Origin of the sequence: Marinomonas sp. S3726, from assembly GCF_000967665.1 — a bacterium.
Lineage (GTDB): Bacteria > Pseudomonadota > Gammaproteobacteria > Pseudomonadales > Marinomonadaceae > Marinomonas.
Window position 1 is genome coordinate 21940 of sequence record NZ_JXYC01000028.1, and the last position, 20679, is coordinate 42618.

Annotated in this window: 16 protein-coding genes; 7 read left to right on the top strand and 9 right to left on the bottom strand. The window is 40.3% G+C overall.

The features are described 5' to 3' along the window. Positions 1-65 precede the first annotated feature (65 nt). The 3 genes from TW85_RS19795 to argH form a co-directional block, all read right to left on the bottom strand. Positions 66-2018 (bottom strand): DUF4105 domain-containing protein, encoded by a 1953-nt coding sequence (locus TW85_RS19795; protein WP_046018884.1) that lies wholly within the window; start codon positions 2016-2018, stop codon positions 66-68. A 178-nt stretch (positions 2019-2196) separates the two neighbouring features. Then, a complete protein-coding gene (locus TW85_RS19800; RefSeq protein ID WP_162197514.1) occupies positions 2197-2628 on the bottom strand; it encodes a DUF3015 family protein in 432 nt (143 codons plus the stop codon). 178 nt (positions 2629-2806) lie between these two features. Further along, positions 2807-4207: an argininosuccinate lyase gene (gene argH / locus TW85_RS19805; RefSeq protein ID WP_046018885.1), complete on the bottom strand. Its 1401-nt coding sequence runs from the start codon at positions 4205-4207 to the stop codon at positions 2807-2809. A gap of 184 nt (positions 4208-4391) precedes the next feature. On the opposite strand from argH, the gene hemC reads away from it, so the two are divergent. The 4 genes from hemC (at position 4392) to TW85_RS19825 (ending at position 8963) form a co-directional block, all read left to right on the top strand. Then, positions 4392-5318: a hydroxymethylbilane synthase gene (gene hemC, locus TW85_RS19810; RefSeq protein ID WP_272947175.1), complete on the top strand. Its 927-nt coding sequence runs from the start codon at positions 4392-4394 to the stop codon at positions 5316-5318. Between the two features lie 76 nt (positions 5319-5394). Continuing rightward, a complete protein-coding gene (locus TW85_RS19815; protein ID WP_046018887.1) occupies positions 5395-6156 on the top strand; it encodes a uroporphyrinogen-III synthase in 762 nt (253 codons plus the stop codon). Between the two features lie 9 nt (positions 6157-6165). Then, complete coding sequence (locus TW85_RS19820; protein ID WP_052702323.1) at positions 6166-7722, top strand: uroporphyrinogen-III C-methyltransferase; 1557 nt, start codon at positions 6166-6168, stop codon at positions 7720-7722. Continuing rightward, positions 7719-8963, top strand: a complete 1245-nt coding sequence (locus TW85_RS19825) for a heme biosynthesis HemY N-terminal domain-containing protein (protein ID WP_046018888.1) — start codon at positions 7719-7721, stop codon at positions 8961-8963. The genes TW85_RS19820 and TW85_RS19825 overlap by 4 nt, the downstream gene beginning before the upstream one ends. Positions 8964-9004: 41 nt before the next feature. Here the strand turns inward: TW85_RS19825 and TW85_RS19830 are convergent, their stop codons facing one another. After that, positions 9005-12961, bottom strand: a complete 3957-nt coding sequence (locus tag TW85_RS19830) for a PAS domain S-box protein (protein WP_046018889.1) — start codon at positions 12959-12961, stop codon at positions 9005-9007. 286 nt (positions 12962-13247) lie between these two features. Here TW85_RS19830 and TW85_RS19835 point away from each other — a divergent pair, with 286 nt between their 5' ends. Beyond that, a complete protein-coding gene (locus tag TW85_RS19835) occupies positions 13248-14459 on the top strand; it encodes an ammonium transporter (RefSeq protein WP_046018890.1) in 1212 nt (403 codons plus the stop codon). 75 nt (positions 14460-14534) lie between these two features. Here the strand turns inward: TW85_RS19835 and yjjG are convergent, their stop codons facing one another. Further along, positions 14535-15227, bottom strand: coding sequence for a pyrimidine 5'-nucleotidase (gene yjjG, locus TW85_RS19840; protein WP_046018911.1), 693 nt, complete (start codon positions 15225-15227; stop codon positions 14535-14537). Positions 15228-15344: 117 nt separating this feature from the next. On the opposite strand from yjjG, the gene TW85_RS19845 reads away from it, so the two are divergent. Further along, positions 15345-16274 (top strand): LysR family transcriptional regulator, encoded by a 930-nt coding sequence (locus TW85_RS19845; RefSeq protein ID WP_046018891.1) that lies wholly within the window; start codon positions 15345-15347, stop codon positions 16272-16274. Between the two features lie 13 nt (positions 16275-16287). Here TW85_RS19845 and TW85_RS19850 read toward each other — a convergent pair whose 3' ends face one another. Together TW85_RS19850 and nadE are read right to left on the bottom strand one after the other, a co-directional pair. Further along, positions 16288-16962: a hypothetical protein gene (locus TW85_RS19850; protein WP_046018892.1), complete on the bottom strand. Its 675-nt coding sequence runs from the start codon at positions 16960-16962 to the stop codon at positions 16288-16290. A 135-nt stretch (positions 16963-17097) separates the two neighbouring features. Next, positions 17098-17916, bottom strand: a complete 819-nt coding sequence (gene nadE / locus TW85_RS19855; protein ID WP_046018893.1) for an ammonia-dependent NAD(+) synthetase — start codon at positions 17914-17916, stop codon at positions 17098-17100. Positions 17917-18182: 266 nt separating this feature from the next. Between nadE and TW85_RS19860 the strand changes: the two genes are divergently transcribed. After that, a complete protein-coding gene (locus TW85_RS19860) occupies positions 18183-18656 on the top strand; it encodes an FKBP-type peptidyl-prolyl cis-trans isomerase (RefSeq protein ID WP_046018894.1) in 474 nt (157 codons plus the stop codon). Between the two features lie 106 nt (positions 18657-18762). Here TW85_RS19860 and TW85_RS19865 read toward each other — a convergent pair whose 3' ends face one another. Further along, the gene (locus TW85_RS19865; protein WP_046018895.1) at positions 18763-19161 is read right to left on the bottom strand and encodes a hypothetical protein; all 399 of its coding nucleotides are present in this window, start codon (positions 19159-19161) and stop codon (positions 18763-18765) included. A gap of 552 nt (positions 19162-19713) precedes the next feature. Beyond that, positions 19714-20457 (bottom strand): transporter substrate-binding domain-containing protein, encoded by a 744-nt coding sequence (locus TW85_RS19870; protein WP_046018896.1) that lies wholly within the window; start codon positions 20455-20457, stop codon positions 19714-19716. Positions 20458-20679: the final 222 nt, after the last annotated feature.

Consider the following 20679-nt stretch of genomic DNA (forward strand, 5'->3'; position numbering starts at 1 on the left):
TTTTAAGCCCACTCATTTCACTGTCACTTTTTACTCTATGAAATTTTTAAGATATGAAAATTCACTTAGAAAAAATGATTATATTGTAGAGAGAATTGACTAAAGTGCGTTTTACCTAATATTTCTTCACGCTCGGCATTTACACTCATACTTTGATTTTGCTGCCAAGTCCAACTGCCCGTCCAGCGCAGTTTCATCCGGCTAAACTTTGCATTTAAAAAACGATATTGGCTAGCGTGTAACTCACTAGTGTAGACTTCATTTTGCAATAGCAAGCCGACATCGACTTTAGGCGCAAATTCCAAATAGTCTTGAAACTCATTTGAACCTTCTAACTGCCCACCAAACAAAGCATACATATCTAGCTGATTAAAACGCCAACTATGGCCAAAGCCTGCGATGACTTGTTTATTAAGTCTACGACTATCATCAGGCATAAGATGTCTCTCTAAACCCGTACTCACTTGCCAAGCGGTATGGGTTAGATACTTATCAGAAGGCGTCAAAGATCGAATATTGAGTAGATCAAAACTTTCAAGTTTGACGTCATTTTCATCAAATACACTTTTTTGTTGTAAGAAGTTAATCTGTGAACCTTTATCAAAACCATAAACAGGGTCATCCAAACTATGCAGAGTGAGTTTTAAATCGAGTACACCTTTATTTTGCTCACTAGTATTTACAAAACCTAGGCCCAGCTTTTGACTTAAATGCCCTTTCTCAGGTGCCACTGGTTGTGTAACTTGCAATTCATCACTTGATTTACCCAATTTACTCCTCGCTCTTAGAAGAGGTAGGCCTAATCGTTTTTTCTTGTTTTTCGCATCTTTCCCTCTGAGTGTTATGAGCTTATAAGCCGCTTCTAACACCAGCCTTTGCCTATCACGGGGCAATAATTTTATTTGCTCAGCAAGTGACTCATATTTGTTTTCCTGTAAATCAAATACCAAATCTTTCTCTGCTTGGCTCAAATGCTCAAGATATGTGTAAAACAAGCGATTTTCAGATGGTCTAAACTGTTTTTTCTCAATCCATTCTCTTTTCTCTAACGCTCGAATGGTATCAACAGGAATCGCCAAATAATCAAATTCAGCGGTTAGATCCTGCTCAGGCCTGGCAACATCTAAAACAGCTAATAACTGGTAAGAACAATTCTGTGTCGAAAAGTAGTAATCAAACCTAACCTCTTGCAGTTCCCACAAATGCGCCATAATCCAATCAGTCTCATCCTCATTCAGGTTAAGCTGATACTCCCATATGTCGCGGTTATTTGTACGGGTATATTCCTTAACTTTCTTATGATAATACAGGATAGAAAAATAGCCTGGGTGCCCACCAAAAAGCCCCTTTATCGCATACATAGCACCATGGTGGTCATCTTCCGCATGAGCGGCATAGGTAATTGATTTGGATAAAAGGGTGGATTTGCCTTTTAAATCTAAACGCAACAAGGTGTGGCCAAACATTGAAGAAGGGCTATTCAAAAAAGCTGTTGGAAAAATAAGCCAAGCTTGCTCAACTGGATTCTCATGTCGCCAAACCAAATATTCCTGACAGTAAGATGATTTACCATCAAAACCTATTTCTGCTAATAAAGCCTTATCCTGCTCACTTAACCTTGGGGTCAGCGCCTCGTATAAAAACCGATTTCTAGCAGGAAAATGACAAGCTGTGTCTTTGTCTGCTTCCTGCTCACTCAAAAAGAGTTCAACATTGGCCACTAGCTCTAATTCGGGCCTGTATTTACCTAGATTTGATATAAAAAAGCTTTCATCATCAACAATACTTTCATGACCTTTTTGCCAATCAGGTTTGTAATGCAGCAACTTATGCCACCTAGGTGCCTGAGACAAATTTTGATCGAGTGCTATTTGAATAAGTTTTTGTCTTAAATCGTTCTTTTGCAAAGATAAGGAACGAGCTTCACTTTCATTTGCACTTACAGAATGAGAAAAGACAAATAAAGAGAGAAAAACAGCTTGAGCTAGTCTCAATCTTAATAAGGCGGAGCGCACCATAATGTATTTTCATTCCTTTATTAATCAGGCCAGTAGCGACCGAAAAAACATTTAGTAGAAGTGATAAATAAGAAGGGAGATACAGCTAGTCTCAAACTAGCCTAGGAAGCATAAGTCGCTCAATAGCCAAACAAAGGGGAAGTCGACTATTGAGTTCCTTAACTACTTGTTTTACATGTTAGGCAGCAATCACAACACCTTGGATATTCTGCATAACTTCTTCTGCAGTCATGCTGTCAGAAGTATAAATTTGGTCGAAATTTTCTTGCATCAGATTAATAAAAGTTTCTTTTTCTTGCACCTGAAGTAGCTCAGTCAAAGCAAATACAACTTCACCGTCACCCATAGCCATGTCTTCTGCAATTTGCTCCATATTCTGATCAATAAAGATTGTTGCAGCCACAATAGGTTTAGAGGTATCACAACCGGATGTGCCAGATGTCATAGAGTAAGCAGCACCTGTTTGGTTGGTTGTCAGTGCAAATAAGTGGGTAAAAAGTCCTTTGCTACCATCAAAAACTTGAGAACCCATACCACAACCTGGGTTAGCCATGGCTGCAAGTGGAGAAAGCGCTAATAATCCTGTTGCTAAAATTTTTGATACTTTCATTTCATTCATTCCATTTATTGAAGTAATTTTCAGCATTCTGACATAATAAACAATATGCTTACAAACCTTTATTAACCTTTTTTCAATAAAAAAGCCAAACATAAGTTTGGCTTTTCAAATAACCTACCTTCTTGTCCTAATTAGGGATTAAGAAGCACGAGTTTATTAGAACTTATTATTAACGCTTAGCGATTTCAGCTTGAGCGCGGGCAACCGCAGCACGTACTTGAGCAGGCGCGGTACCACCGATATGATCACGGGCAGCAACAGAGCCTTCTAGTGTTAATACGTCAAATACATCTGCTTTGATCATGTCACCAAAACCTTGCAGCTCTTCTAATGTCATCTCAGAAAGGTCACGACCTTGCTCTACACCAAAGCCAACCGCTTTACCAACAATCTCATGAGCATCACGGAAAGCAACACCTTGACCAACTAAATAATCGGCTAAATCAGTTGCCGTTGAGAAACCACGACGAGCTGCTTCATACATATGGTCTTTACGAGATTCGATTGCAGGAATCATATCAGCGAAAGAACGCAAAGAACCTTTTAAGGTATCAACCGTATCAAATAAAGGTTCTTTATCTTCTTGGTTATCCTTGTTGTAAGCCAAACATTGTGACTTCATCAAGGTTAATAAGCTCATAAGGTGCCCATAAACTCGACCTGTTTTACCACGTACCAGCTCTGGAACATCTGGATTTTTCTTCTGCGGCATAATAGAAGAGCCGGTACAGAAACGATCTGGTAGGTAGATAAAATTAAATTGAGCCGATACCCAAAGCACCATTTCTTCTGCCCAACGGGACATATGCATCATGATGATAGCTGCAGTTGAGGTGAACTCAATTGCAAAATCTCTATCACTGACTGAATCAAGCGAGTTATAAGTAGGACGCTCAAAGCCTAAAAGTTCAGCCGTCATATTACGATCAATTGGGTAGGTTGTTCCTGCAAGTGCAGCCGCGCCCAGTGGTAAGATATTAATACGCTTACGACAATCTAAAAGACGCTCATAGTCACGCTGAACCATTTCATTCCAAGCCATTAGGTGATGGCCGAAAGTAACAGGTTGCGCAGTTTGCAAATGAGTAAAGCCAGGCATTATGGTGTCTGCTTCTTTTTCTGCAAGGCTTAAAATACCTTGTTGTAAACGTGTTAGTTCTTCTAAAAGGAAGTCCACTTCATCACGCATGTAAAGGCGTATATCTGTAGCAACTTGGTCATTACGTGAACGACCTGTATGCAGCTTCTTACCTGTAATACCAATTTTTTGTGTTAAGCGAGCTTCAATGTTCATATGTACATCTTCAAGCTCAACCGACCAATTGAATTCGCCTTTTTCAATTTCTTCTTTAATTTCAGCTAAACCTTGGATGATCTGGTCACGTTCTGCGTCAGTTAGTACACCCACACTGGCTAACATTTTCGCATGAGCAACAGAACCTTGAATATCTTGAGCAGCCATACGCTGATCAAATTCAACCGATGCAGTAAAACGTGCTACAAACGCATCAACAGGCTCAGAGAAACGCCCACCCCATTGCTGGTTAGTGGCTTTATTCGTGTCAGTCATTTATTCCTTCCCACATAGTAATTTAAGGCTAGCTTTAAAGACTGCAAGATTACCTGATCCAAGACCACATATAAAGCACCATAAGGATGACGCTTAGACTCATTCTTAGTATCATGGTCGCAATTTAGTTAGAGGTTTTTTTAAATCTTCTAACATTCATTCTCTATCAATGTCAGGATGCCTAGTGAAAGATAAAATCATCATCGCCACCCGTGAAAGCCAGCTAGCCCTTTGGCAAGCTAATAATGTTAAAGACTCCCTAGAAGCACTTTACCCAGATACACAGGTTGAGTTACTTGGCATGACGACCAAAGGTGACCAAATATTAAACTCACCGCTTTCTAAAATTGGCGGTAAAGGCCTGTTTGTAAAAGAACTAGAGCATGCGCTATTAGAAGGCCGCGCCGATATCGCAGTGCATTCAATGAAAGACGTACCTATGGCCTTCCCTGAAGGTTTAGGTCTTGCTGTTATTTGTGAGCGAGAAGACCCAACTGATGCGTTTGTTTCTAACAAATACGACAACCTTGCATCATTACCACAAGGTGCCGTTGTGGGTACTTCAAGTTTACGCCGTTCATCTCAACTTGCCCTCGCTCGTCCTGATCTTGTAATAAAGGACCTAAGAGGTAACGTTAATACGCGCTTACGTAAACTGGATAATGAAGAATATGATGCAATCATATTAGCCACAGCAGGTCTAATGCGTCTTGAAATGACAGATCGCATTAAAGAACGTATCTCTGACCTAGACAGCTTACCTGCAGGCGGACAAGGTGCAATGGGGGTCGAGTGCCGTAGCGATGATGCTGACATGATCAAACTTCTTGCGCCACTACAACACCAAGAGACCTATTACCGAGTAACTGCAGAGCGTGCAGTTAACGAGAGACTAAATGGCGGTTGCCAAGCACCTATAGCTGCTTTTGCACTACTTGAAGGTGATGAGTTGTATTTAAGAGGGCTTGTGGGCTCTGTTGACGGGTCTGTGATTTTACGTGATGAGATACGTGGATCTAAAAATGATGCTCATGCACTAGGTGTTCAACTAGCTGAAAAGCTAATCGCAGCAGGCGCTGACAAGCTACTTGCAGAGATTAATAAAGACTAAGCGATATTTTGTTCTAACTAAATGGATGGGGGAATTGGCAAAGCCGATTACCCCATTGATATATTAAAGGCATTCGATGCAACTATCTGGCAAACACATTTTAATTACACGTCCTCAGCCTGAGAACCAAGTTAGTTGTGAGCGATTTCAACAATGGGGCGCAACCACCTTCCCCTTACCCATGATGGAAATTTCGGCTTTAACAGATCAAAAAACCTATATTCAATCTCAAATTTTCGACCTAGACCTTTACGACAAAGTCATTTTTATCAGTAAGAACGCAGTACGTCACGGAGTTGAATGGATAGAAGACTGTTGGCCCATGCTACCCGTTGGCATTACTTGGATAGGGATAGGGAAAGGCACGAGCCATTTTTTAAATGAGCTTGGACATGATTTAGGCATTCAAGCCTTAGCAATGGACCAATCAGGCCATACTTCGGAAGAGCTGCTCAACCAAGCCTGCATGCAAGAGGTTACAGGGCAAAAAATATTGATCATGGCTGGCGAAGGTGGCCGCAGTAAATTAGAAACAAGTCTGATTGAACGCGGTGCCCAAGTAAACCATCTCCCCCTCTATTCTCGAAATAAGATTGACTATAAAGCAGAACAGGTTGCCGAGGCCGAAAGCTGTGAAGTAATATTGATTACAAGTGGTGAAGGGCTAGAAAATCTAGTTGATACTCTCTCCCAACATGATACAAACTGGTTTAATAAGCTGATACTCACACCTAGCCAAAGAGTAACGGATATTGCTCTGCAACTTGGTTGGAAAAATGCCGTTAATGCAAATGGTGCCGATGACAACAGCTTATACGCCGCCCTAACTCAGTTATAGGATTCATAGATGGCCGACCAAATCGAACACAAAGAAAAAAGCGCAGAAGATAAAGAAACGCAATTAGACCAAGATTCGTCAGCCACAACTAGTCAAACACAAAACCAAGACACTAATATGACGCCCAATAATCAAACACCTACCAGCACATCAAACAATGCTAAAAATGGCCTTATTTATGCCACCCTTTTACTCAGTGCGGGTGCTTTTGGTTTAAGTGGTTGGCAGTTCTATCAAGCAGAATTACAAGAATACGACACAAAACTTGCTCGTATTAGTCAAAGCAATGCCAAACTAGAAACCATTCTGGCACAACAAACCCAAGCGGTGGCACAGGTTGCGCCAATTCAATCTTCTTTAAGCAAAGTTATTCCGGCGTTAAAAAAACTGGAAACTGATGGTCAGAATATTCAGGAGAATAGCGCTAAGCTAGGCTCTGAGATCACCTCAGTCAGAAAACAACTTAGCCGCTTAAAAAACACCAGCAAAGAAGACTGGAAGTTAGCTGAAGCAGAATATTTAGTACGTCTAGCAAATCAACGCTTATTAATGGAAAAAGACATTAGTGGCGCAGAGCAATTATTAGTAAGTGCAGATACCATACTTGCAGAAATGAAAGACCCTATTCTTTTTGATACAAGACGGGCACTTGCTAAAGACATTCAAGCACTCAAATCAACTCGCTCTTTCGACTTAGAAGGGGTTTACCTGCAGTTAGATGCTCTTTCTGCCTTGGTAAATAGCTTACCTCAAAAAGAGCCGAGCAAGCTTTTTAGCCAAAATACGGAGAAAGCAACACCTGAAGACATAAATGAAACAGGTGAAGTCAGCTATGCAAAAGCATTAGCGCAGGACATTTGGCAAACTCTTAGGTCTTTAGTTGTCATCAATTACAACAGCAAACCTATTAAGCCATTATTACCCCCCACAGAATATCAGCAACTTATTACTGGTATTCAGTTACAAGTCAATGTAGCTCAACTTGCGTTAATGAAGCAGGAAAGCAGTGTTTACCAGATCGCCCTTGAACATATTGCCAATGCGGTTAATGAGCACTTTGATATTGATTCAGCTGCGGTATCAGGTTATCTCACCAGTTTAACTGCACTACAACAAATCAATGTGTCACCTGAATTACCTTTACCTCGCGGTTCTTTAGCAAGCATGAAAGATTTGATGCAAAACTGGAATGGCACGGGGAAAAACAATAGACAGGCAATTCAAGCGCCTGCAGAAACATTAGGCATAACACAAGAGCAAGACATAGTCGCTAAACCACAAGCTCAGGACGTACCAGAGTTAATTAAAGTCGTCCCTAAAAGCGCAGAGGCTGTAGCAGGATCGCAAGTCGAAGAGCAAAACGTGGTTGCAACAAAAGCAGAAGAGCTCACTCCTGAGCCTGATACACAAACACCTTCAGTTGATGCTCAAACAGAGCAGCCCACTAACCAACAAGTACCTGACTCTTCAGAAACTAGTGCTACAGAGCAAGCTGCAACAGAAGCAGAGACAGAAGAAGCGATTATCCAAGCACCCGCTACCTCTGAACAGGAGACTAGCCTATGAGACGCTTATTCCTAATTATCGTTTCGGTTTTAGTGGCCGGCGGTACCTTAGGCCTGTTGATGAAACAAGATACAGGCTATGTTCTAGTATCCTATGGCAACATCACACTAGAGACGAGTATCTGGGTATTTGCTTGTTTTATCTTGGTGCTGCTATTTGTTCTTAGTTGGGTTAAACGTATTTTGTTTGCTAGCTTAAGGCCAGGCAGTTCACTCGCTAAACTAACAGGCAATATGCATCAAAAACGCGCATCTCGAAATACCATTCGAGGCCTGTTAGAGCTAGTAGGTGGTAACTGGTCTAAAGCTGAAAAGCTTCTAACCAAGAGTGCGAACAATGTCTCCTATCCACTTATCAACCATATTGCAGCAGCCTATGCAGCTAGTGAGCAAGATGCCCATGAGAGATCAAAAACCCTATTAAGGGAAGCTCACCGTTCATCACCTGAAGCTGAGTTTGCTATTAGTTTTGCTCAAAGCCAAATTCAAATGCGCCAAGGTCACTTTGAAAGCGCCCTAGCAACATTACTCCGCCTTCATAAGATCCAACCAAAGCATAGACAAGTTCTCAAAATGTTAGTGCAAGCCTATAGCCAGCTAGAAGATTGGCAAGCGCTGCTAAACCTAACACCAATGCTGAAAAAAGAAGGCATTCTGAATGATGAGAACATGCTAGACCTAGAGAAAAAAGCGTTTAACGCCTTGCTTGAGCACTTTAAACATAAGTCTCTACAAGGCCACAGCCATGACGAGATTCTTAAAACGGTTGAATCTGTTTGGCAAAAGCTCGATGGTTTAGAAGATGATGAAAGCATGCGTATTACTTATGCTAAGGCAATGACACAATTTGGTGACGAGACAAAATCAGAAAACTTCATTCGTAAATGCTTGAACAAGCTTTGGTCAGATCAACTTGTCCTTGTGTATGGCCAGATTAATCACAAGAATGCGAAAAAAGCACTACAACAAGCAGAGTCTTGGTTAGGCAAGCATTCAGATAGCGCTGAACTATTGCTTACCTGTGGTCGCCTTAGCCAGAAACAGCAACTTTGGGGTAAAGCCAGAGACTATTATCAATCATCTATTGATATACAAGCCAAGCCTGAAGCTATCTCAGATTTAGGTCGCTTACTTAATGCATTAGGTGATAATGAAGCAAGCCAAGCACTCTTTTTGGCGAGTTTAAATGGCCAAGGAAAACCGCAGCAAGCTCTCCCTCTTCCAACAAGTCATCAGCACTAATAAGCTACAAACCTAAATAAAGAGGCGAAAATTTCGCCTCTTTATTCCACCTCTTCCATTTCTAACATCTTTTGAATCGTGCCCACCAAATGGTGTAAATCAAACGGCTTAGGAACGTGGGCATTCATACCTACAGTCAAACAATGCTCAATCACTTCTGATTGAATATTGGCAGTCATAGCAATAATAGGCAGAGTTAACCCCAACTCCTCTCGAATCACAGCTGTGGTCTGATAACCATCAAAGTCCGGCATTTGAATATCCATCAAGATTAAATTGGTATCATTGTCTTGGCTCAAATAAGAAAGAGCTTCAACGCCAGACTCAACGGATACAACATTTGCACCAGCATGTTGCAACAAACCAGCCGCAACAAGACTATTTATCGGGTTGTCTTCAACTAACAGCAAGTTGATTCCCACTAGAGACGCTTTATCTTCACCTGCTAAATCATCAAGGTAAGCATAATCATCTGCCAACATATCGCAGATTTCTTGATTTGTCTTGGCTAACTTAAAGGTATTAAGGTCCATTTCACTAAGGTAATCTACCTCAAGTAAATCGGTTTTTTTCACACTTTTCAAAGTAAAAAAGAGGCGTTTAAGAGCTTTCAACAAAGCGGTTTTGGTAACAGGTTTATCTAAGGTGATCGCACGATAGTTATCTAAAACCAAGGCTTTTTCTAACAAGTTCTGTTGATCAAATGCCGTCACCATTAATAAACACGCCGGCATAAGCTTATTGTCTAGTTGATGAATCTGTTCAATCACATCCAAACCATTAAATGCAGGCATATTGTAATCTAGAATAACGAGGTCGTAGTCAGTTACACTCGTCAGTTTGGCAATGGCTTCTAATCCGGTTTTCACTGAGTCTATCTGACAATCAAATTGATCCATTTGATGCTCAAGTACATTAATAGAACGCTCATCATCATCGACAATCAAAACCTTGTGAATACGCTCTTGCAAAGAGGTAGATACCAAGGTTTCTCTTTGCACAGGATGCACCTGTAACGGCAATAGCACATGAAATGACGTTCCCTTGCCTACCTGACTTTCAACTCGGATGCTTCCACCCATTAACTCAATCAACTTTTTAGTAATCGCAAGCCCGAGTCCGGTACCACCAAAGCGTCGATTAATTGAAGCTTCAGCTTGCTTAAAGTCAGTAAAAATATGCTCTAGTTGATCTGAGTTCATCCCTATACCAGAGTCTTCAACACAAATTGCCAGCTCTTTTTCTGACACCATTTTCAGACTGATTAATACATGGCCTGATTGTGTAAATTTAATCGCATTACTGCCCAAATTTAATAATATTTGTTTTAGCTTAAGAGCATCTGTTTGCACCTTATTGGGCAAACTTTTATCTATATCGAATAAGACTTCTATCTCTTTGTTATTTAGGCTTGCTGACAGTATTAATGCCATTTCATCAATCAAACTAAAAAGCTCAAACTCATGCTTTTCAATCAACATAGAGTTCGCTTCAATTTTTGAGAAGTCCAAAATATCATTAAGTATTTTTAAAAGAGAGTTTGCTGCCACTTGGGTTTTATCAATAAAGTCTGATTGAGTAGGTGACAAAGAGGTTTTCTTGATCAGCTCAAGCAAGCCGATAACCGCATTCATTGGCGTTCTTAATTCATGGCTCATATTAGCTAAAAAGCTTGATTTTGCTTCACTAGCAATATCGGCTCTGTCTTTCGCTCTGGCTAATTCATGCTCTTTTTTAAGCCTGTCACTAATGTCTCGTGCAACAAGGTGGACGTACTCCTTACCATCTAAATAAATTAGGTTAGCATTGACTGATACATGCTTTTCTTCACCTTGATTATTCACAAAGCTGGTATCAAACCATACTTTTTTCGATTTCTGTAATTCGACCTGATAAGGCTGCCACCAACTAAAAGAGTGATCTGGGAAAATATCGAATAACTTACGGCCAAGCAGCATTTGGCTCTCGACGCCAAGCGCTAAACAAGCCGCTTGGTTAACCTTAATCATATCTCCTCTTTCATCCATCCAAAACACAGCATCAGACGTTGCTTGAGTCGATACTTTTTCAAGTTGCCATTCAAACTCTAGATACTTTTGCCGAGTTAAATCCGTCACTATGGCAAGATAACCCATATTTTCCCCTTGATCGTTATGGATCAAGCTCACACTTAAGTTACCTGGAAATTGGCTGAGGTCTTTACGTAAAAAGATTCTTTCCTGATCTTCATGATTATGCTGCTGCTTACCCCTGTGTAATAGCTCATTTTCAATCAGGGTACGCTTCATATATCTCGCCAACTGAGAGCCTTGGCTATAATAAGTGGGATAATCAACACCAAGTTCATCAGCAAACAGCACGCTATCTGGTTTGCCGATGACATCCTGTTCTGTATATTGAAATAAGAATTTAGTCGCGGGATTGATAAAGGTAACCAAACCCTCTAGATCTGTTGCTATTACGGCAAAGGCAGTACTGTTGAGAATGCCAGATTGTAGGTTCAGCACAGATTTCATCTGCTCTGTTCTTAGTCTAACCACTTCTTCTAATTCTTCATTAGAACGCTGTAGTGCTTTCTCAGCTCGCTTCATATGGCTAATATCAACTGCCGCAATTGTCATTCCCATTGGGCGATTTTTACTGTCAATCATGGGAGTCACATGTAAACCTAAAGAGAGTAAGCGACCATCCTTATGTAGTCTTTGGGTGTCTAGAATATTGTAAGACTGACCTTTTTCGATAAAGCCTTTGCCCATATCATATTCGGCCCATTTATCATTTGGTAATATCATAGCGGGCAAAAAGCGACCTAAGGACTCCTCTTCACTATAACCAAAAAGCAAGGCTGCGGCTGGGTTCCAACTAAGTACGCAATCATCATTATCTAGGCTAATAATGGCTTCATTTACACTGGTTAAAATAGAATTAAGTCGGATACTCTGGCGAACAACTTGTCGACGTCTGGTTAAAGACGTGATTAAAAAGAAGATAACCGCAGAAAAAAGAAGTGCGCCAGCTAAGACAGTTTTTTGCACACTACTCTCATCAACAAGGTGCATAGCATCAATATAATCTTGTCCTGCAACTAGCTCTATGTGCCAGCTTCGATTATAAAAATTAAGATCAGCACTTACTTTATACCTTGTTGGGTCAGCCACCTTTTGTTGATAAAACACTTGGTCATTCAAATTAGTAACATCACGCATACTAAAAGCCAAAGCGCCAGACTTTATACCAATTGCTTGCGCTAGATTTTTACCCAAAAACTTAGCGTAACTCCAACCGATTAAATCCCTTTCATTAAACTCATTTGCCTGTGTATAACGGGACTCTTTATACATAGGAAAAAAAATCAGGAATCCTCTTTCATCAATTGAAGCTGTTTTCTTAAAAAAGATAGGAGGTGTGATTTGAAAGTTATTATGTAAAGCCGCATTTAATGCCGACTCATGACTCACAGCATTAAAAGCAAAATTATAACCTTGCATGGATTGTTCGAGTGGGGCATTCGTATACTGGACAGCAAAATAGTTTTCAGCATCTTCACGTGCTGGGGTAATAATGTATTTGCTACCAAGTTGTTCTGACATCCACTTTTCAAAGTCTTGTTTATCATTACGAGGAACAAACCTAACAATGCCAAAGCTGGTTATATTGGGAAATTCTCGAGAGTAGTTTTTTGCTTTTGAAAACTTTTTAAAATGTTGTTGGGTCAATATGTTGTCTTCAACGCTATTCACCAATGCCTGCAAATCTGTCAGTGCATATTCATAATAACGAAACTCATCTTGAAGCCGTTTCTTATAGTTCTGTAATTGAAGGTTTAAATCAAATTCAATTCGTTTCGCATTATTTATCCCCTGTTGCTGCGCAAGGTAATTGGCGACAGGAATACCTAAAAGCAAAACAACTAAAGCAACGCCATAGTTAGGCAACCACGCCTTAATAGATTTACTTGTCGCTCGATTCAGCAATTGGGACACTTGTCCAAACAACATCCATTAACCTCGCCCACTTATTGAGACAAACAGCTTACCAAACTCAAGAGCCCGCTTTTATTCCTTTTTTCAATATATCTTGATTTAGCATAACTTTTTAACGCCACGCCCTACCAACAAGCATTAAATAACTCAAAAGCACCAAAAAAGCACATTGGGCACACTAATTGCAAAATATGCCCCAGAGTGCACCAAAACAATAAAGACGCACCAAACCAAAACAAAAAACGATAAAAATAAGTGCAAAAATACTTTTTGCGCACCGAAATAAAGCAAGGGAAAACCTATGACACCTATTAACAGTGCTGTTGAGATACTCGTCTCAAGTTCAAACACTATGTTTATTCTACTTGGCGCCATTATGGTCTTCGCCATGCATGCAGGCTTTGCCTTCTTAGAAGTTGGAACAGTACGAAACAAAAACCAAGTAAATGCGCTAGTCAAAATTATGACAGATTTTGGCGTTTCTGCTGTGGTCTATTTCTTCGTTGGCTACCAAGTTGCCTACGGCGTTAGCTTTTTTGCAAGTGCAGAAACTTTGGCTCAAAACAATGGCTACGAGCTAGTTAAGTTCTTCTTTTTAATGACATTTGCAGCAGCTATCCCTGCCATCATTTCTGGTGGTGTAGCGGAGCGCGCTAAGTTTTACCCTATGTTAATCTCATCAGCCATGGTAGTTGGTCTGGTTTACCCTTTCTTTGAAGGCATCATCTGGAATGGTAATTATGGCTTCCAAGCTTGGCTTGAAAATCAATTTGGTTACGGTTTTCATGACTTCGCAGGTTCAGTTGTTGTTCATGGTGTCGGTGGTTGGATAGCTCTTGCAGCTATCATGCTATTAGGTTCACGTAATGGCAGAATGCGTGGTGGTAAGCTAATGGCATTTGCCCCATCTAATATTCCTTTCCTTGCGTTAGGCGCTTGGATTTTATGCATAGGCTGGTTTGGCTTTAATGTCATGTCTGCTCAAACACTTGATGGTATCAGCGGCTTAGTTGCTGTAAACACCCTAATGGCCATGGTTGGCGGCATCTTGAGTGCTATGGTCTTTGGTAAAAAAGATCCAGGCTTTATCCACAACGGTCCATTAGCAGGTCTAGTGGCAGTATGTGCGGGCTCAGACGTCATGCACCCAATTGGCGCATTGATAGCAGGCGCTATCGCAGGCTTCCTTTTCACTTGGTTGTTTGTTGTTATCCAACAAAAAATGCCAAAGGTAGATGATGTATTAGGTGTATGGCCTCTTCATGGTATTTGTGGTGCTTGGGGCGGTATCGCCGCTGGCATTTTTGGCAGCCAAGCATTGGGTGGGTTAGGTGGTGTGAGCCTTGCGTCTCAAGTGATTGGGACACTCGCGGGTATTGCTGTAGCACTAATAGGCGGCTTTATCGTATATGGCGTAATGAAAGCGGTAACAGGCATTCGTCTCAGTGAAGAAGATGAATTTAACGGTGCTGACCTTTCTATCCATAAAATTAATGCCATGAATAAAGACTAGAAGAAGCAGTCATTAGCGACTTAAAGCGCTTAACTAAAACGCCCTACTTGCTAGGGCGTTTCTCATCAAAGCGCATTAGGCCTTCGTTAAGGCATCATCCAGTAACAAACGCCTCAATTGATCTAAATTAGCCACTTCATAGGTAGGTTCAATATTGTCAGGCACAGGTTTATTATGGTGATTCAACCAACAGGTATCAATTCCTGCCTGCATTCCACCTAATATATCCGAGTGCGGGTTATCTCCAACCATGAGCACAGTGGCTTTATCCTGATGATTCAACTTAGCCAGAGTATGCTCAAAAATAGCCACATCTGGTTTCGCTAAGCCTACCTCTTCAGAAATGACCACATCCTGAAAATAATGCTTTAGGCCTGTATTCTCTAACCTAGCTTGCTGTAACTCTGTGAAACCATTGGTAATAATGGCCATATTAACTCGACTTGATAAGCTCTCTAACAGCGCAAGAGCACCAGGCAACGGCGCACATATTTGGGCCATAGCATTTAAAAAGCCAGAATTAAGCTCATTCGCACTCACTCCTAGCTTGTCGGCCCAAAGGCTAAATCGTTCTGTTTTAAGTGTTTGCGCACTAATTTTTTGTTCCTGATAGGCTGTCCATAAGGGCTTATTGACCTCCTTATATTCATAATAATCCTGTTCAGAGAACTGAATATCATAGTCAATAAATAGCTTTTTTAAGCCTGCGAAATCATCAAAAGAAAACAAGGTTTCATCGGCATCAAACAAAAGCCATTGGTACTTCATTAACATCTTACTCCTTAAAAAATGCAGTATATAATTCTGATTTAATACTAACAATCCTGATTTAATGACACATATTGTTGCTATAATCTCAACAATGTTTATTTTCTTTGGTGCCAAATGTCGAACTTTAATACCTTACCTATTTTTGTTGCCCTAGTAGAAGCGGGTAGTTTCTCCAAAGCGGGTGAGCAACTTAATACTTCGAAATCAGCTGTTAGCAAACGTATTAGCCAATTAGAAAGTGACTTGGGTGTGCGCCTTTTTAATCGAACCACTCGCAGCCTGACTTTAACAGAAGCAGGAGAAGAATATTATGACTATGCAAGCCAGGCAATTAGCCTAGCAAAAGAGGCGGAATATGCGGTGGGTCGATTACAAGCAAAACCCAAAGGGAAACTCAAAATTAGCGTTCCCATGACCTTTGGAAGACTTTACATTAGTCATTTGATACCTAAATTCCTCGCACTTTATCCAGACATTCAAATTGAAATGATCATGGATGACAAACGCCAAGACTTTATCAAGCAAGGGTTCGATATAGGCATACGCATAGGGTTGCTTGAAGACTCCAGTCTAGTCGCAAAAAAAATAGCCCTTTGTCGCAGTGTTATTTGCGCCTCAAATGCCTATTTATCAAATAGTGGAATCCCTCAAACCCCAAGAGATTTGAGCCAACATAACTGCCTTTATTATTCATACTTTAGAGCAGGGCAAGATTGGCTTTTCCATAAAAAAGCAGACAAAAAAGAGAATGACTTTATTAAAGTCACTCCTAAAGGTAATTATCGAGTTAATAATTCTGAAGCCCTACATGATGCCGCTTTGGCAGGGCTTGGCATAGCTAACATGCCAACCTTTATTGTCGGGCCAGACCTTGTGAATAAAAAGCTTACTCAAGTTTTAACAAACTACCCTCAACCTATCCATGGCATTTATGCCATTTTTCCAGAACGTAGGCATCTCGCTGCTAAAGTGAAAGTCTTTATTGAATTTCTCCAACAAGAGATAGGAGGAGATACGCCTATTTGGGATCAAGGTTTGTCTTAGAAAAAAAACTTATCTAAAAAAGATAATTAACACCTAGCATAGCACCATCATTGATGCGGTCAGAGGTAAAATTATCCTGCCACAAGTTTTCATAGTAATACTTAGCAAACAGGTTTAATTGTGGTGAGAATTGATGATTTATTCCTAACTCATAACCAGATTCGGTAATCACACCTTCATTCCAATCAAAGGCAAGAAACTCAGGTCGAAAGCTAAAGCCAATTATCATTGAAGTTGATTCGTTGAAGCTTTCATAAAAGCTTAACGCGAACTCTATCCCTGTTCTTTCATAACTACCAGCTTTGGTCTGATTAATACCTAAGTGCAAATCAGCGCCCACAGTATCATTAATCGGCGAACTGTATTTCAAACCACGAATACCAATAGCAGTCATAGTTGCGGTTTCTGATGCTGTCATATCATATTCAGTACGAGAGAAATACAAACCCGCAAACCCCATACTTTGCTCTTTTTGGAAATCCATACCGATTTCAACATGACTCATATCAGGGCCATAACCTAGCTCTAATAAGAAATCAGGTTGATAAAAACCCGTTTCTGTCTCTACCTCATCAATACTTAAAAAGGTGCCTTCAGCCTGCGCTGTGACACTAAAAGATAAGCAAAAAAAACCACTAACAGCGCCCAATAAAAGCGACTTAAAACGAGGTAAAACAAGAGCTTTCAAACTAATTTCCTTGTGATGATAAAGCAGAATTAAATAACGAAAACAGACCATAACACTGGCATTAACAAACCGCAAAAACCAAACAAAGAGAGCAAGTTAGTATGACACTAACTTTACCCTCTTTACGCCTATTGCTTAGGGCGTTGGAATATCATCACGTTTATGGCGAGTTTTTAAATAGTTAGCCAAGATAGTTTCTTCTGCTTTAGCATTCACTTCACGACCTTCTAAAAAGTCATCTATCTCGTCATAAGTAACCCCTAAAGACACCTCGTCTAATAATTGAGGTCTATCATCTTCAAGGTCGGCTGTTGGCGCTTTACCATGAACCGAAGCCGGTGCACCCAGAGTTTGTGCTAATAACCTAACTTGGCGTTTATTAAGGCCAAACAAAGGTGCAAGGTCACAGGCACCGTCGCCATGCTTGGTATAAAAGCCTGAGATGTTTTCCGCGCTGTGATCAGTACCAGGTACTAAGCCGTTATACATGCCTGCCACTTCATACTGTGCAATCATGCGCATACGTGCTTTAGAGTTTCCTTTGGTGAAGTCCCGCTTGAAGTCACTCGGCGCTTCCATACCAGCCTCAACCAGACTTGTCATCACAGACTCATGAATACCATCTGTACCAGACTTAATATTAATTGCTAAGGAGATATCTGGTTTAATAAAGCTAAGCGCCAGCTGCGCGTCGTCTTCATCTGCCTGAACACCGTAAGGTAACCTAACAGCAATAAACTTATATTCGTCACCCAATTCTTCACAAGCTAACTGGCATAAACGACCGCATAAAGACGAATCAACACCGCCACTAATACCTAGCACGAGTACTTTCATACCAGATGCTTTAAGTGTGTCTTTAATAAAGTTTACACGTCGACTTATCTCTTGATCCGGATCAATGCTAGGTTGAACACGCATCTCTGCCACTATTTGCTGTTTTAAGGCTTCCATTAATCTGTCCTGTTCATGGTTAATTCAGATTCTTCAAACTCACTAAAACAAAGCATTTATCGGGCCACACTTATCCACCAGATAATCTTTTACTAAAGCTTGTGCTTAGGGAGTGTATGAAAATAATATGACGCTATTTTAAAAGTGATAGTGAATGGGTGCAAACGCCTATTTGTCTGAGGAAGAACTAAATTCCCCCTTGAGCAAATGCATTAACCCAGATAAAGTGCTCATTCCTTTATTTTATGGTGTTTTGAGTTAAGCCTATGTCTAAAATTATCCTACTCGTGATCATAGTTGCCCTTGCCTTTTTATGGTTTAACAAGAGCAAGAAAAATAAACAACTGGCCATAGAAAATGCCAGTGCTGGTAGTGCTTTTTTAGCTGAAAATGCAAAAGATCCAGATGTTGTAACAACAGATTCAGGCCTACAATTTAAAATCTTGCAACAAGGCACAGGTGATGTGCACCCAAATGCCACAGACCAAGTCAAAGTGCACTATCATGGCACCTTAGTTGATGGCCGTATTTTTGATAGTTCAGTCGATCGTGGAGAGCCAATTTCATTTGGTTTAAATCAGGTAATCAAAGGCTGGACTGAAGGGGTACAACTTATGGTCGTTGGTGAAAAGCGTCGCTTATTTATTCCAAGCGAACTTGCCTATGGCCAAAGCTCTGCCGGTATTATCACACCAGGCTCCACCCTAATTTTTGATGTTGAATTACTTGAAATTAACTAAATAAAGTATCAAGAAAAAAGCCATCACTTGATTATAAGTGATGGCTTTTAAGTTTTAATTCTCGTTTTAAATCTTTGGCATTTTTCACACGCCAGAATGAGGCTTATTAGCCATTTATTAATATGCCAACAACTTGGAAATTGAGTGTCAGTGGGCTCAAGCTCTTAGCATTATCAATTGTTACATGCGCTCTGGTATTTGGAGATTGAAAATGTCCCTCTCCTAAACTACTCATACCTAACGAACTAAATCCTGCGATGATATGCCAACTACCTTCTAGCCCAACTGAATCAGAATGAGACTGACATAAAGCTTTAATATCATTTGCAGCTAAAGTGTAATCCATTGTTTCCATTGTGATATTTTGCTGGTTGAAGTCATATATGGCCATAGACCAAACTATCTCTGCAATACCGTCGTCACTGTCCAGCTTAGTAATTTCAGCCATCAAATTTGGCTGATCATTTACAATTAAAAGTTCCTTTTTATAGCCTGACACCAACATACTTCATTCCTACTAAAAATCTTATCCGCTTATTAAACCAGATATAAGCAATAAAAAAACAGAGATAAACCAGCAATAAGAGAAATAAATAAGGAAGAGCCATAAATAAACTGCATTAAACCGAAATTCAGAAGAGTTAGTTCTCAACATGATGGAGAATTAGACCTTCACTTAGCTTAGTCATGGTCCAATGGAACCTTAGTAAAACACACAAATAGACACCAATAATATGCAGCGTTTAAATTGTTATTGGACCTTATCGCTTAAGGAACCTACGAATAAATCCTCCCGCCTCAGCGTGTGAATAAAAACCGCTAGTTTTATGACGAGGAGCGTAACTTAATAGTTATTCTATTAATAAGATTCTCAACATAAAGATAGGTTTTTTAGACCACGCCCTTCGGGTCTTTGAAGAATACCTAAACGGCATTTCAGATAAAGTAACACCCTATGTTGTCACTTCTCGAAAGGCACCTACATTACGTCAAAGTAACGCCTTGTGTGACACTTTTTCTGAAAAGACCGAGAAGAGGTGACTTAATCGCAGGTTCCTTAATATTCAGGAAAATAACGAGATAGGATTTTTTGATATTGGCCACTCTCTTTAATAGCCACCAGGCTATCTTTTAACGTTTGAATTAACACAGGATCGCTTTCAGGGTGCATAGCAAGATAGAGCTCCTCAGATAAGTCATCTATCCTAAGTACTCGTTCAATCAGATCAAGATCCAACCCAGCCTCCTTCACCTGATATGGAAGTGACGCCTCATCATAAGCAATTAATTCCATACGTCCATAAATCAGCATACGTACAACAAATTGATCCGCATTTGCGACTTCTAAATGCTTAAAACCACGGTTCTCCAAATACATTTTTATGGCATCTTCCTGAGACACACCAATTTTATGCGATCTGGCTTCGTCAAATGAATGAATATGTAAATCTGTATTCGACTTTAACTTATAAAAAGAGGTTCTATAAGGCGCGATGGTTCCCAACCAAGCAAACATGGATTCACGTTCAGGAATACGAGCAATAGAATAAATTAAAGTATTAGGCTCAAGCTGAGCCGCTCTATAAGCTCGCGGCCAAGGAAGGAACTCAATATCAGCATCAAGATTTGCGTGTTCAAGCACAGCTAACACCACTTCGCTCGAAACGCCTTCTGCCTTGTCTTTAACTTCAAAATTATAAGGCGGGAAATTCTCAGTAACGATTCTTAATTCTAAATGAGGGTCAGCACGAGCAAAATTGCTCAACAAGATGAGTAAAAGAGATAACAAACGCAAGTGCATGTGATTTAGCCCCTCTCAAAAACTGTCGATGCTCTCCTCACACCTTTAGCCTAGTTGTGTCATTTAAATAATGCTATCCCTAGCATTAGTACACTTTATCAAAGTGCCATTCTGCCCTAACTAATCAAATTTTCATATGTCGTTAGCATAGCGGAGAAGCACAACCTTTGCTCTTGTTTCTCCGTAATAAGCAGCCCCTCATACACAACTCATCTAGCTATT